Source organism: Marinoscillum sp. HNIBRBA16962 (assembly GCF_057801515.1).
The window spans coordinates 2,315,480-2,329,904 of record NZ_CM173603.1 but is presented as its reverse complement, the minus strand read 5'-3'; the positions used below and the strand labels follow the sequence as shown (position 1 = coordinate 2,329,904).

The 14,425-nt window shown below is 44.5% G+C and carries 10 protein-coding genes; 5 read left to right on the top strand and 5 right to left on the bottom strand.

The features are described from left to right. Positions 1–61 precede the first annotated feature (61 nt). Both AC3E9V_RS10040 and AC3E9V_RS10035 read right to left on the bottom strand, forming a co-directional pair. Positions 62–3,109 carry a beta strand repeat-containing protein gene (locus AC3E9V_RS10040; protein WP_488753058.1) on the bottom strand — a complete coding sequence of 1,016 codons (3,048 nt, stop codon included), beginning with the start codon at positions 3,107–3,109 and terminating at the stop codon, positions 62–64. Positions 3,110–3,631: 522 nt separating this feature from the next. Then, positions 3,632–5,413, bottom strand: a complete 1,782-nt coding sequence (locus AC3E9V_RS10035) for a glycoside hydrolase family 15 protein (RefSeq protein WP_488753057.1) — start codon at positions 5,411–5,413, stop codon at positions 3,632–3,634. Positions 5,414–5,551: 138 nt separating this feature from the next. Between AC3E9V_RS10035 and AC3E9V_RS10030 the strand changes: the two genes are divergently transcribed. The 4 genes from AC3E9V_RS10030 (at position 5,552) to AC3E9V_RS10015 (ending at position 9,609) form a co-directional block, all read left to right on the top strand. Then, positions 5,552–6,418, top strand: a complete 867-nt coding sequence (locus AC3E9V_RS10030) for an ATP-binding cassette domain-containing protein (RefSeq protein ID WP_488753056.1) — start codon at positions 5,552–5,554, stop codon at positions 6,416–6,418. An 80-nt stretch (positions 6,419–6,498) separates the two neighbouring features. After that, the gene (locus AC3E9V_RS10025; protein WP_488753055.1) at positions 6,499–7,974 is read left to right on the top strand and encodes an ABC transporter permease/substrate-binding protein; all 1,476 of its coding nucleotides are present in this window, start codon (positions 6,499–6,501) and stop codon (positions 7,972–7,974) included. 72 nt (positions 7,975–8,046) lie between these two features. Then, a complete protein-coding gene (locus AC3E9V_RS10020) occupies positions 8,047–9,135 on the top strand; it encodes a potassium channel family protein (protein WP_488753054.1) in 1,089 nt (362 codons plus the stop codon). Positions 9,136–9,138: 3 nt separating this feature from the next. Then, positions 9,139–9,609 (top strand): hypothetical protein, encoded by a 471-nt coding sequence (locus AC3E9V_RS10015; RefSeq protein WP_488753053.1) that lies wholly within the window; start codon positions 9,139–9,141, stop codon positions 9,607–9,609. Positions 9,610–9,626: 17 nt separating this feature from the next. Here AC3E9V_RS10015 and AC3E9V_RS10010 read toward each other — a convergent pair whose 3' ends face one another. Together AC3E9V_RS10010 and AC3E9V_RS10005 are read right to left on the bottom strand one after the other, a co-directional pair. After that, complete coding sequence (locus AC3E9V_RS10010) at positions 9,627–10,259, bottom strand: GOLPH3/VPS74 family protein (RefSeq protein ID WP_488753052.1); 633 nt, start codon at positions 10,257–10,259, stop codon at positions 9,627–9,629. Between the two features lie 26 nt (positions 10,260–10,285). Further along, positions 10,286–11,572 (bottom strand): cation:proton antiporter, encoded by a 1,287-nt coding sequence (locus tag AC3E9V_RS10005; protein WP_488753051.1) that lies wholly within the window; start codon positions 11,570–11,572, stop codon positions 10,286–10,288. 155 nt (positions 11,573–11,727) lie between these two features. On the opposite strand from AC3E9V_RS10005, the gene AC3E9V_RS10000 reads away from it, so the two are divergent. Beyond that, positions 11,728–13,026 carry a D-alanyl-D-alanine carboxypeptidase/D-alanyl-D-alanine-endopeptidase gene (locus tag AC3E9V_RS10000; RefSeq protein ID WP_488753050.1) on the top strand — a complete coding sequence of 433 codons (1,299 nt, stop codon included), beginning with the start codon at positions 11,728–11,730 and terminating at the stop codon, positions 13,024–13,026. Here AC3E9V_RS10000 and AC3E9V_RS09995 read toward each other — a convergent pair. After that, the gene (locus AC3E9V_RS09995) at positions 13,023–14,402 is read right to left on the bottom strand and encodes a TolC family protein (protein ID WP_488753049.1); all 1,380 of its coding nucleotides are present in this window, start codon (positions 14,400–14,402) and stop codon (positions 13,023–13,025) included. The two genes, AC3E9V_RS10000 and AC3E9V_RS09995, sit on opposite strands and share 4 nt — an antisense overlap. Positions 14,403–14,425: the final 23 nt, after the last annotated feature.

Here is a 14,425-nt window from a genome sequence, read left to right as displayed (position 1 = left end):
TAAACAGCCTGATAAAAAAGTCTTAAAGCAATTCATCAACATTTAAAAGTTTAATTGTTGCTTACTTTGAGTTCAAGGACTCAATTTTCTTTTCCAATTCCTTAATCTTCTTCTGCTGCTCAATCATATGCAGCGTCAGCTCCTCGATCTTTTTGAGTAGAATAGCATTCATCTCGGCCACCTGAATTCCTTCTTTTTCCACTTCCCTGGCTGAAGGCACTTCTGGGAGATGTTTATTTTTGGTAATAAACTTTTCTATTTGTTCCAGGGGCAGGAGCACATACTCTTTTTCAAACACATAGTCAGGCCAATCCCAATCGCTCGGATTCTGGATGGTGATCTCATTGGAAATAACATTTCCGGCAACAGCCAATGCATAATTAGAAGGAGTTTGATCAACTCCGATGGACATAGTTTGATTGGTTATTGCAATATTGGTCTCCGACCCACCTAAAGATTGGAATGATTCCAGACTCCTGGAATAAACATTGCCACTGGCATCAACCACCAGGAAGGATTCTTTATCTTCTCCTGCGGTCAGGTTGGAGATGGCCAGGCTCTGGCTGGTCAGATCTCCGGTATTCAGTGATGCTGAAGACAAATCTCCCGTAATGCTAGCATTTCCGGAAACATTCAGGTTCTGACTGACAGTAGCATTGTTGAGGGTCACATCGGAAATACTCAGGTCTCCTGCCTTAACCTGCCCGGTGATATGAAGGTCACCGTCTATATCCAGGGCTACAGCAGGAACTTTCCCAATGCCCACATTCCCATTGACCAAAAGCTGATTACTCACAGTCGCATTGTTCTGAATGGTGGTATTACCCGTTACGGACAGGTCACCGCCTAAAGTGGAAGCCCCACCTACACTTAAGGTATTGGTTACCTCCAGATTATCCGAAGAAAATTCATCAGAATTGATCGTACCGGCAGTCAGCGTCTGGCTCACCTTGGCATTACCCGCTACTTCCAGCTTTTCTACTGGTGATGCTACTCCCAAGCCCAGGTTTCCATTCATCGTAGAGGTACCTGCCACGGAAAGACTTCCGCTTAATGTTGTTGCGCCACCCACACTCAGGGTATTGGTTACTTGCAGGTTTTCTGAGGAGAATTCATCTGCATTAATGGTGTTGGCCGTAAGCGTCTGGCTCACTTTGGCATTACCCGCTACTTCCAGCTTTTCTACTGGTGAGGCTACTCCCAAACCAAGATTGCCGCTCATCGTAGAAGTACCTGCCACAGAAAGATTTCCGCTTAATGTTGTTGCGCCACCCACACTTAAGGTATTGGTTACCTCCAGATTGTCCGAAGAGAACTCATCTGCGTTGATCGTACTGGCCGTCAGCGTCTGGCTCACCTTGGCATTACCCGCTACTTCCAGCTTTTCTACTGGTGATGCAACACCCAGTCCCAGGTTGCCGCTCATTGTAGAGGTGCCCGCTACGGAAAGATTTCCGCTTAATGTTGTTGCGCCACCCACACTCAGGGTATTGGTTACTTGCAGGTTTTCTGAGGAGAATTCATCTGCATTAATGGTGTTGGCCGTAAGCGTCTGGCTCACTTTGGCATTACCCGCTACTTCCAGCTTTTCTACTGGTGAGGCTACTCCCAAACCAAGATTGCCGTTCATGGTAGAATTACCTGCCACGGAAAGACTTCCGCTTAATGTTGTTGCGCCACCCACACTCAAAGCATTCGTTACGTCTATGTTCTCAGATGAAAATGATTGGGTGCTGATGGAATTAGCCGTCAATGTCTGGCTGATGTTGGCATTCCCCATTACATCCAGTTTTTCACCTGGAGTAGTCGTACCTATACCAAGGTTTCCATCGATCAAAGCATTCCCGCCTACAGAGGCTGTTCCTCCTAGATTGAGGTTATTGTTTAGTGTAGTTAAGCCATCTACGGTCAAGGTGTTTGAAACTTCCAGGTCACTTGTTGAAAAAGTCTCTGAGGAAATGGAATTGGCCGAGAAAGCTCCTGAAACCTGTCCATCGCCAGCTACATCCAGTTTCTTTGCCGGAGTTGCTACACCCACACCCAGGCTCCCGTCAATAGTCGTTGTTCCGGATACAGATAGCTGATCATTCAAGGTGGTAGCTCCTCCTACAGTTAAGGTATTATTTACTTCCTGATCGTCAGCCGTTGCTTGTTGGGAGGTTATAGCATTCGCTGTTAGTGTCTGACTAACCTTTGCATTACCGGTTACATCCAGCTTTTCTGATGGTGCGGTGTTGCCTATGCCTACATTGCCGCTGATGAGCGTATTGCCGCCGATATTCACTTCCGTATTGAAGCTGGAAACGCCGGTCACATCCAGAGTGCCTCCAAGGGTTTGGTTGCCGCTGACATCCAGGTTGTTATTTAAGGTAGTAACTCCCTCCACATCCAGGGTGCTGCTGATTGATGCCGTTTCACTGCTCAGCTCTGAAGTGGTTACGGATTGGGATAGTAGCGCCTGCGTTGCTTTGATGTTACCACTTACTTCCAGCTTTTCCGTAGGGCTGGCTACACCTATTCCTACAAGTCCATCAATGATCGCATCTGAAGAGAAAGACGCAGCTCCACCTACAGTAAGCGCTCCACCTATATCCCAGGTATCTGCCACTGACCCCAGCGTTGTTTCTACGGAGTTGGAAAGGAGCTTGTCACTGGCTTTGATATTGCCACTGACATCCAGGGATTCAGTAGGTGTCCCGCTAATGCCTATACCTACCCTTTCAAAGTAACCGTAACGGCCTACAGATAAGTCCCTGCCTACCGTGAGGTCCTCTCCAAACTCGGCTGAGAACTGAACGTTCAGGTTTTCAGCAAACACAGTACCCCGGGTTTTCAGGTTGCCGAAAATATCGAGCATCTCGGTAGGTGAAGTGGTTGAACCTATGGATACGCTATTATTAAAAAACGACAACCCTTCTACTCTCAGCTGTCCGCTCAGCTCGGTGTTCTGCAGAACGTACAAATTTTTATTTACTCTTAAGTTTCTGTGCTGAACGAACGTGTCATTTCCTCCTCCGTTGTTTCCGTTGTTCCCATTGTTGTTATTGCCCTGGGCGCAGAGAACTTCAGCTGCTGACAGCAGGATGATCAAGACGGCAATTCTTTTCATAGTAGTATATAGTTATACAGGTGTAACATCAAAATAAATATGGTAGCTAAGTATGTATAGTAAGGCAGCTAACGTGGGAATTCCCGTTCGTTTGAAAAGCCTGCACTATTTTTTGGGGTGAAGTTGTGAGTAAATGCTGTCAGAGATAGCAGCATTAAAACCGGCGGTAATAGAATGTAATTCATTATGGCTAGTTAGATGATAGAAATATTATTGCAAGAAAAAGCCCAGAAAATGCCCTCGCAAATCATTCGTCGAAGGATAAGGGGGTTTCGTCGAATAAAAACAACAATTTCATCATTTCAGCACCGATCTGACAAACGGTCGATAAAGAAATCCACCGGAATAATAATACAACGAACGGTGAAAAGGTGAGCGGTGAGCGATGATAGCAAGAAGTAGCAGTAGGCAGTAAGGAGTGAAAAGTGAGGAGTAGCGGTTGGGTAGTGAGGAGTGAGACTCGCAACCCGCAACTCACACCCCGATCAACACGCAACCTTCGCAACCCGCAACCCTCCACACCTACAAAAAATCCGGCTTATCGATCTTACGAGCGATGCGGCTCGCAGCGTTAAGTAATCCTACGTGGCTGTACGCCTGCGGGAAGTTGCCCCACATGCTGCCATCCTTTTCATTGACATCTTCGCTGAGCAATCCTACGTGATTGGAATAAGACAGGATCTTTTCAAAGTGCTTTGCCGCCTCATCCACTCTGCCCACACATGCCAGGGCCTCTACATACCAGAAAGCACAAATGAGGAAGGTCGTTTCCGGCTCACCAAAATCATCCTGATGCTTGTACCGATAAAAAAGCCCGTCTTTGGCGTGAAGCTCTTTTTCCAAACCGATCAGGTGATCTTTGGCCGCCTGGGTATTTCCGTCCAGGTAATTCATCATGATCAGTTGCAGCGTGCTGGCATCCATTCGGTCTACCCCTACGGCCTGGGCATAAGCCTTTTTAGAGGGCACATAGCATTTCTCGATCATTTTGGCAGAGCGTTCTTTTAGTTTCGCTGCCTTCTCTCCCATCTTCTTGTCGCCTATAACTTTGGCTATTTTCACTGCGGCACTGCTCCCAGCCCAGTGAAACAGGTAAGTATAGCAGTGATGCTGACTCAGGTTTCTAAACTCCCAAAGCCCTGCATCTGTCTCATCAAAGGTTTTCTCAATCATATCCAGGGTCTTCGTTACCAGCTCGGAGGATTCAAACCGCTCGGTAAAAATGATCCGCTTGTCTTCATAAAGTGGCAACAATGAGATCAGCACCTGCCCGTAAACATCATTCTGGATGTGTGTATAGGCCTGATTTCCTATCCTCACCGGCTGATTTCCATGATATCCCTCCAGAGGTATCTCTTTTTCGTCGAGCAGCTTCTTCCCGGTAATTCCATACAGTGGCTGGTACCTGTCAGATTCTTCAATGGTGGTGTTCAGGATGTAGTGAAAATACTTTTCTGACTCCTCAAAGTGACCGATGTTGTTAAACGCATTGAGGGTATAGTACGTATCGCGCATCCAGCAGTAGCGATAGTCCCAGTTTCGGGTGCTGCCGGGAGATTCGGGCAGGCTGGTCGTGGCAGCGGCAATGATCGCCCCGGTATCTTCATACTGGTGGATCTTTAAAATGAGGGCCGACCGGATAGCTGCCCGCTGGTAAAAGTTGACGATGGCGGCCGTCTTGATCCAGTTCCTCCAGTAATTTTTGGTTTTGGAAAGGAAGATCTCCACCGTCTCACCCAGTGAAGCCTCCAAAGGAGGTCCGTAGGTCAGCACCATATATTTGTCTTCGTTTAGAACAAAACTGTCCTCATTGATCACATAGTTGAGTGAAATGTTGGTAGTCAACCGCACATGCGCTTCCAGCCCAAGGAAACGAATGTGATTACTACCCATGGATGATTCCGGCGTAATATTTCCATAATCTCCCTTTGGCCTGCACTTTACAATTACCCGGGGATTGCCCTGTACGCGCTCAATCTTTCGGATCAGCATCAGCGGCCTGTAGTACCGGTCCGTCTGGAAGAACCTGGGCGCAAAATCGGTAATTCTGTACCTGCCTGTTTCAGACTCTACTTCCGTACAGAGAATGTTTGTGTTCTCTACATAGTATTGGTTGGTCTTAAAGTCCTTATCCAGAGGTTTTATAGAGAACTCCCCTCCTTTTTCATTATCAATCATCTTTCCGAAGATGAAACTGCTGTCAAACCGGGGCCAGCACATCCAGGAGATATTTGTATCTTTATTGATGTGTGCTGTAAAGGCACAATTTCCTATAACACCGTAATCGTAGGTATGTCTTGGCATGAATGAACTTTTACTTTATCTTAAAAAAGGGTAATTTTTTGTTAATTTATAAATTAAATGGATAATTAATTATAAAAGAAATAAAATTAAAGTGATTTTATTGCTACGGCGACTATTTAATCAATTTCTTTCTATCAGATGGAATTAATTCGCTTTGAAAATGTTTCAAAGTATTTCGATAAAAGCCCGGCTATACGAAATATTACACTCACGATAAACTCAGGAGATACGGTAGTTCTGCTGGGACCCAGTGGTTGTGGCAAGACCACTTTACTGAAACTGATAAACAGGCTACTCCTCCCCAATGAGGGCAAAATATACTTTCAGGGTAAAGACATCAGCCAACTCAACCCATTAAGCCTGCGCCGTAAAATGGGATACGTCATCCAGGATGTCGGGTTATTTCCTCATTTAACCATTGAAGAAAACATCTCCATCCCCATAAAGATCAGTGACCAGAAGCCACGAGAAGGCCGTGTTACCGAGTTGCTAAACCTGGTTGGCCTGGACGAGGAATTTGCACGGAGGTACCCGCGGGAATTGAGCGGCGGCCAGCAGCAGCGAGTGGGCATAGCACGCGCTCTGGCCAATGAACCGCAGCTGATCCTCATGGATGAGCCTTTCAGTGCACTCGACAATATTACCCGCGCCCAGCTCCAGGACGACTTTCTGGGACTTGAAAACCTACTAAAAAAGACCACGATCCTGGTTACCCATGATATATATGAGGCCTTCAAACTGGCCGACCAAATTGTTCTCCTCAACCAGGGAGTCATTCAACAGACAGGTCCCCCTCTTGCTCTTCTTCACAATCCGTCCAATGATTTTGTTGGCGAATTTCTTAAAAAGGACAAGCTGCTCCTGGAAATGCAATACCAGGAATATGAATGGCAGAAAAATAAATCATCGACGTTTATGGAAGCAATTGAAAATGATGCGATTTCGGCAGATGGTAAGGCTGCCATTTTATGGAAACTGCTGGAAGACATGAATAAGTACGAGTGAGCTTCCGGAACTATATATTTTCCCACAAGGGCGAAATTGTAGACCAGACCCTTGAGCACTTGCAATTGACTATCCTCTCAATGGTTATTGCTTCCCTGGTGGGGATTGCATTGGGTATTTTCATCTCCAGGTATACCAGGATCTCAAAACCCGTACTGGGCGCAGTGGGGATTATTCAAACCATCCCAAGCCTTGCTTTGCTGGGATTTTTACTTCCGCTTTTTGGGATAGGTAAAGTGCCTGCCATCATTGCGCTTTTTCTTTATGCATTGCTCCCTATCGTCCGAAACACCTATGTGGGGATTATGGAAGTGGAAACCTCCATCAAACAAGCAGCTGAAGGCATGGGGATGAGTCGGTTTCAGCTACTGCGATTTGTGGAGATACCGTTGGCATTTCCTGTGATCCTGGCTGGCATAAAAACCTCCACAGTGATCAATGTGGGGGTAGCCACACTCTGCGCATATATTGGCGCCGGTGGATTGGGAGAGTTTATATTTAGAGGGATCTCCCTGAATAACACCAATATGATCCTTGCCGGGGCTATACCTGCTTCTCTCCTGGCCATCCTGCTGGACTTCCTACTGGGAATTGTACAGCACAAACACCAAAACCGATGGCTGATCTCCGGGGTTTTCACATGCCTGCTATTGCTGATGCTTGTCAAGCCATTGCTTGGTTTTATGGATGACAAAAATTATAAACTTACTGCTGGTTTCAATTCCGAATTTATAGAACGTGAGGATGGTTTTAAGGGACTGGACAGTTTGTATAATCTGCCCCTGGAGATCCGGGAAATGGAAATAGGGCTAATGTACAAATCACTCTATGAAGGCGAAGTGGATGTGATAGACGGATTCAGTACAGACGGAAGGATAAAGGCCTACAACCTGAAACTCCTCGAGGATGATAAGGGATATTTTCCTCCTTATCGTGCTGCACCGATCGTACATAATAACACACTGAATAAATACCCGGAGCTGCTTAAAGTTTTTAACCAATTCGAAAACCTGATCTCTGACGAGCAAATGGCCGAACTAAACTATCAGGTGGATCAGGAAAAAAGAGCGATAAGCGAGGTAGTCTACCGGTTTCTGAAGGATAAAAAGATTCCCGCCAGGCAAAATGCCGGAATCAGCAATGCCCCTGACCTGATCATAGGTTCCAAGGCTTTTACTGAAAACTACCTTCTGGCCCACTTATTTGCACAGGCTATAGAAGGAAGTACCCGACTGAAAACACAACTAAAACTTGGGTTTGGGGGAACAAAGCTTGTTTTTGATGCCCTTCGAACGGAGGAAATAGACATATACCCTGAATATACAGGCACCGGACTCCTTGTGATACTTAGCATACAGGAAAGCGCCAGAAAAAAATTAAAAACGCCCATAGCAGTATACCATTATGTTGACAGCTTGTTTTTAAAAAAGTACAATATAAACTGGATGCCACAGCTTGGCTTCAGCAACACCGCTGCGCTCATGATGCGCAAGGATCAGGCTGACTCACTCGGACTCACGACAATCTCTGATCTGTCCCGATACCTGAATCAGTAATTAATCAGTAATTTCACTTATGACGAAAGCAAAAGCTTTTACTTATATTTGGAGTGATAGTATCATCATCGCATGTTCAACGAATTCATTAAAAACAAGTCTGCTCGCGTAACGATTGAGATTTTCACAGGGGTTCTGATCTATTTTATATTGATTTCAGCCCTGGTTTACGTAGAGAAGGATAGCGCTCAGTCTTCCATCCGCGATTACCCCAATGCCATCTGGTATTCCATTGTCACGTTAACTACAGTGGGGTATGGCGACTTATTCCCGGCAACCATCTATGGCCGGGGTATCGGGTACATCTTTATCATGGGAAGCTTAATTTTTTACGGTATATTAATTGGTCAATTCACTACGCTTATGGCGACAATAAAAGAGAATAAAAAACTAGGCTACAATGGAACCTCCTTTGAGGATCATGCAGTAATTATCGGATGGAATGATTATGGCAAGCTCGTTTTGGATCAGCTAATGGGAGTTGGTAAAAAAATAGCAATTGTCACTAACAATAAGTCGGATATTGATTTCATCAAAGACCAGAATGGCAGTAAAGATATCTTCACCCTCTATGCGGACCTAACCAGTTATGACCTGCTCAGGAAAGTTAATATTGAAAAATCATCTATCGTCTTCGTAAACCTGACAGACGATACGGAAAAACTGGTTTATATCCTGAACATGAAGAAATACTACCCGGATCTGGACTATGTGGTAACATTGGATAACGGTGATCTGAAAAACACATTTATCAGCGCCGGGGTAACAAACACCATTTCAAAACACGAAATCTCTTCAAAGCTCCTCGCTTCATACATGTTTGAGCCCGATGTGGCGTCTTACAGTGAAGCTATTATGTCCTTTGCCCGGGCTGACTCGGACCATGATATTAAACAGTTCATAATCACACCTAATAACCCCTATGTAGGTAAATCCTATCAGGATGCTTTTTTTGATATGAAGCGGAGGTATAATACGGTGCTTATCGGCATCACCAAAAGAGATAAGTATGGGAACAAACGTCTAATTAAAAACCCTTTGGGCGACCTGAAAATAGCGCCGGGAGATTATATCATCATCATTGTAAATGGTAAGGCATTTAAGCTGCTCCGTAAAGTTTTTGGTGTAGATGAGGGGATTATCAAAGAAAAAAACAGCTAACCAATGAGATCCATTAAGAATTACTTATTCCTGAGCTTACTTGCTTTAAGTATTTATGGCTGTCAGAATCATGATATCAATGAAGGCGAACAATTTCGTCCAAGAGAGATCCATGACAACTATGCCAACTCACATTTTACCAAAATAAAAGTAGATGGCATAGAGTACCTGATGATGGAACGGGACAACAACAACCCTCACGAAGGATTTGGCTTTATGGCCTTCCGGGCAAACGATCTTATGGCTAAAACGGACACCTCTCTGGCCTACCTCAAATCAATTAATGAAATGCAAGCGCTTATTTATGCCAGGCTTTACAACGTTTCTGTTGAAGAAGCCCGAGCCATAAACAAGGAAATATTTGACCGCCATATCAAAGATGCGGAGGCTGAATTAAACCAGCTAAAAAGCGAGACCTTCATGGTTATTGATATTACTCAGAGCCCGAACCTGGAGAAAGACGAAGAAGAATAGCCTCTAAGCTTGTGGGTTTAGTTTCCAAAGTATTTTTTCAAAGTTACCAGGACTCCTGAAATCTCAGGGCTAACAACCGGCGACTTTACAATATCCTTGGCTACTTTCACCGCGTCGATGAGCTCGTCCTTATCTTTGAAGACCTCATCCAGTATATCACAGTCATAGATCAGCGACATGAGAATAACAAACGAGACACTTGGTTTTGCATTTTTAAATACAATAGCCCACAGTGAATTCCGTATTTCCTGTTCGAATGCATAGTTAGCGTTATCCATCCGCTCAGAAAGCGGTATCCACATCAGCTTGGTGGCTTCTTTCCTCAATATACCTCGCTGTACCAGAAGCTCATTCAGATCTTCCTGGATATCCTTAAAATGATGAGCCAGGTTATCAACGGTTTCTACAAAATCGGATCCGGATTTGAGTTTTTTAAGTACATTATCCAAGATACCATTGCCTGTTCCTGTAGAATCCTCAATGGTAATTTTTCCCTCTGAATCAATGTTAAGTTTCTTAAGTAAGTGCAACTCCAGGATCATGGCACTCACCAATCCCGGTACGATCTTCTTTTCTGCCGCTGCCAGCAGCCTTCCCTCCTCATCATCTAACGCTATCAAATAAAGTCCTTCTGCAATGCTGATTTTCATAAAAAAAATAATTAACCTGTTTAATTCTATTTCTTAAGTAAACGTCCAATAGTCAATCCCTGTACAAGGATTGAGAAAACCACACAACAGTACGTTGTAAACAAAATAGTTTCCTTTACGCTGTCTTGTACCCAGGAAAGCTCTGTCAAAGAAAGGGCAAGTGCAATAGAAATTCCACCCCTTAAGCCTCCCCATGTTAAAATAATTATGGTTTTCGGTTCAAATTTCCGGAAAATTGACATGATTTTGATCGGAACAGAAACGCCTATAAACCTTGCTGTCAGTACAATGGCTATTCCACTCAGGCCCAGCCATAGATTGGTAACGGAAAAAGTCCTGGCAATAACCAACATTTCCAAACCTACAAGGATAAAAAGAATGGCATTCAGCGCCTCATCCAGCAAGTGCCAAAACTTAAAAACATACTCTCCGGTAGCGCTGGCAAGTTTTTCATCACGGCCTTCATTACCAATGAAAAGTCCCATAACGACCATCGCAAGTGGTGCAGACACATGCAACAGCTCGGCAATACGACCGCCGACCATCACCAGGGTTAACGTCACCAGCACTTCCAGCTCTACATGATCATTGTCAATATAATTAAGCGCTTTAAAGCCCAGGAAACCAAAAACAGCCCCCATCAACAACCCTCCAACAACTTCCTGGCCAAATAACAACCCTACCGAGGTAGCTGTAACTTCTCCGCCATGAGCACTGTGGGCTGCAGCTTCGCCTCCAAAAAAGCTCTGTGCAATATTCAGGATTGTAAGGAATACAACAACTCCTACCCCATCGTTAAACAGGGATTCACCGGCTATCTTGATCTCAAGATTCTTGGAGAGGCCAACCTTCTTTACAAGTGCCAGTACCGCAATAGGGTCGGTAGGTGAAATCAGTGCGCCAAATAACAGGCAATAAATAATGTGAAGCTCGATACCAATGTACGGAAAAAGGTAATACACCAGAAAACCCACAACGAAGGTGGAAATAAGTGTGCCGCAGGTAGCCAAAATGATAACCGGCCACTTCTCTTCCATGAGCTTTTTAAGGTTTACTGACAACGCTCCTGCAAAAAGCAGGAAATTGAGCATGACATTCAGCAATACATCCTTAAAGTCAAATTCAGCAATGATGTGCTCAGCCCCGCTCACTACCCCCGGGAAAACAAAGCCCAGACCCAAAATGACCACAGACATCATCAAGGCAATAGCCATCAGCCCAATAGTACTTGGGAGCTTTAAAACCGTGATGTTGATCAGCGTAAATACAGCTGCAAGAAAGATTAAGAGGGTGATAAGATCGAGGATGCTCATTCGGCGATTGTTAATGGGTTATGTAAACTCCATATTGGCTGTGGCAAAATAAAAATAAAAGTATTACAAAAAAAATTCCATCCAGGTTATTCATTGCCTAAAAAATCCTGAAACTTTTAATTAATTAAAAATAAAGCCGATTTTTGCGGACTAATATGACATTTGAAATAAAAGGAGTAATTGGAATATTTTATGTTTGCATACTACTCTTTTCTGGGTGCAAATCAGTAAAAAACTTTCAGGCCAAAGCTAGGGTCAAAAAAACACTCAGGTCGGAGGTATTTACCAACCAGTTTACGGGACTGGTCTTATTTGACCCTGAAACCAATGAATATCTGTACGATCAGAACGGGGATCTCTTTTTTACACCCGCATCAAACACCAAAATATTAACTACTCTGGCCTGCCTGGAGGCGTTCAATGACTCTATTCCAAGCTTATCCTACTATGAGATCGGGGATACTATTTACATAGAGCCTTTGGGTGATCCGACCATCCTGCACCCGGACTTTCCCGCGCAACCGGTGATCGGGCGGCTTAAACATAAAACGGTTAAAGTGCACTTCACAGACGAGCCATTATCCCACTTCGGACCAGGCTGGGCCTGGGACGATTACCAGTTTAGCTTCCAGCCTCAGATAACCTGGTTTCCGCTCTATGCCAATGAGGTTCGCATTATCGGGGGCATAGATAGCCTGAAAGTGATTCCGGACTTTTTTGAAGATTACATCAATGTGTTTGTGGGTGAAAAACCCGGAAATTTTATCTACCGGGAGCTCAAATACAACCTGTTTAACATCTGGATGGAGTACGACACCTCCGCGTTTGAACGAAAGATCCCTTTCGACTATAGTGAAGAGTTAGCCCTGCAGCTTCTTTCAGACACGCTAAATAAGGAAGCGATCCCGATAGAAACTTTGAACGTGGGGCTTTACGGCACCTTATACAACCAGGCCACGATCCCTACCGTGGCTCTCATGATGCTCAGGAGCGATAACTTCCTGGCAGAACAACTGCTTATCACCGCAGCACGTGAATCGGGCTATAAAAACCGGCAGGCCTACCGCAATTACCTCATTTCAAAATGGGGTCTGCCATCAGGAGTCCAGTGGGTAGATGGGTCCGGCCTCTCCAGGTACAACCTGTTCACCCCAAAAACGCTGGTGAAAGTACTATATAAAATCTACCAGCAGCAGGATTGGCAAACGCTTAGGTTTATCTTCCCCACAGGGGGGTATTCGGGAACCATAAAAGACTGGTACGGTCATGTCCAGCCGTATGTGTTTGCTAAAACCGGCACGCTGAGCAACAACCATTCGCTGAGTGGGTTTATAAAAACCCGATCCGGAAAAACCCTTATTTTTTCCCTGATGAATAACCATTATACCCGTCCTGTAAAGGAAGTAAAAATGGAGATGCAACGGTTGCTGGAAACGATACGGGATCGCTATTAATCGTGGTTTTTAACCAGTCCTCCCGTTAGTCTCATCAGCTCAACTTTAGACTCCTTCAGGTCATAAAGGGCCTGGAGTTTTTGAATAGATGCTGATAAATAATTATTCTGGACCACTCTGAAATCAAAAGAGTTGATGCTTCCGTTCTTGAATTTTTCCTGAGAGATCTCCAGATTCTTAGCTGCCGATTGCTCTCGTCTCACATTGATCCCATACAGCTGCCTACGTATCTGATATCTTTCGTAAGCTTCCATGAGGTCCTGGCGAAGAGAAAGCTCAAGCTCATCTATTTGCAGATTACCGATATCTTCCTGCACTACACTGTTGCGTATAGCGCGATTTACACGCCCACCATCAAAGAGGTTAAAGGACAAAGTGAAATTGGCAAAAACAGTCCCTGTCTTTGAAACCAGAGGTTCAGGTGGATTTTGATAATCCGGGTTCGGGCCAATATACTCGGCATTGGTTAAATCGGCAACATTCCGGTTCCATTGATAGCCCCCGTTAAACGTTAGCGTAGGAAGCAGGTCTGCACGGTTTTGCTTTACCTGGGTTTCCAGGATAGACTGAGAGATATAGATCTTTTTCAAATCCACATTATCAGAAAGCATCTCCTCCTCCATATCTTCATATTTGTAGTTTACTTCTTCAAATTTCATGGTATCAAGAAGCTGATAATCTTCATTCAGGTTATCATTTACCAGCAGAGTATTCAAGTTTCTGATGGCGTTGTGATAAGTCAACTGTTGATTGATATAATTGGTAGAATCGGTGAGATAGTTGTTCTCTTCAAGTAAAAGATCAGAACTCACTGCTCCTCCTATATCATACTTCGTTTTTACATACTTATAGCGATCTCTACTGAGCGCCATCTGTTTTGCAAACTCATCCAGTCGCTCCTTCTCTAAAACGGCCATGTAGTATGCTAAAATGATCGATTGCAAAGTATTGGCAACCACCACATCCGCATTTTGCATGGATTCTGCTTCCAGTTGTTCCAGTCTGCGCTTACTGATAATGGCTTTGTTTCCCTGAAACAAGGTCCAGTTTACCTGAGCCGCAGGTGTGATCCCATAGGACCGCTGATCGTTTAGCTCATAACCCGGAAACAGCTGCCCTCCGAAAAACTGGTTATCAGACTGCTGGTTTCGAATGCTGTTCTGACTTTGCAGATCTAAAGATACGGTGGGCAGAATCCCTGCCTGTCCCCAGGAATTATTATTCTGAGCCACGATCACATTTTTCTGCTCAATACGGATATCATAGTTTTTCTCCAGGCCCCTTTCAATGGCATCACTTAGTGAAAGCGGCTCCTGTGCAAACCCCAAAAAGCCTGCTGATATGAAAATGATGACGAATAAAGTCTTTTCCCTCATTCCTTTTTGCTCTAAAAAATTTT

Coding starts and splice junctions, on each gene's coding strand:
- AC3E9V_RS10010 (WP_488753052.1), bottom strand. CDS start 10,259: ATGAAAATCAGCATTGCAGAAGGACTTTATTTGATAGCGTTAGATGAT.
- AC3E9V_RS09995 (WP_488753049.1), bottom strand. CDS start 14,402: ATGAGGGAAAAGACTTTATTCGTCATCATTTTCATATCAGCAGGCTTT.
- AC3E9V_RS10020 (WP_488753054.1), top strand. CDS start 8,047: ATGTTCAACGAATTCATTAAAAACAAGTCTGCTCGCGTAACGATTGAG.
- AC3E9V_RS10040 (WP_488753058.1), bottom strand. CDS start 3,109: ATGAAAAGAATTGCCGTCTTGATCATCCTGCTGTCAGCAGCTGAAGTT.
- AC3E9V_RS10025 (WP_488753055.1), top strand. CDS start 6,499: ATGGTTATTGCTTCCCTGGTGGGGATTGCATTGGGTATTTTCATCTCC.
- AC3E9V_RS10035 (WP_488753057.1), bottom strand. CDS start 5,413: ATGCCAAGACATACCTACGATTACGGTGTTATAGGAAATTGTGCCTTT.
- AC3E9V_RS10005 (WP_488753051.1), bottom strand. CDS start 11,572: ATGAGCATCCTCGATCTTATCACCCTCTTAATCTTTCTTGCAGCTGTA.
- AC3E9V_RS10030 (WP_488753056.1), top strand. CDS start 5,552: ATGGAATTAATTCGCTTTGAAAATGTTTCAAAGTATTTCGATAAAAGC.
- AC3E9V_RS10000 (WP_488753050.1), top strand. CDS start 11,728: ATGACATTTGAAATAAAAGGAGTAATTGGAATATTTTATGTTTGCATA.
- AC3E9V_RS10015 (WP_488753053.1), top strand. CDS start 9,139: ATGAGATCCATTAAGAATTACTTATTCCTGAGCTTACTTGCTTTAAGT.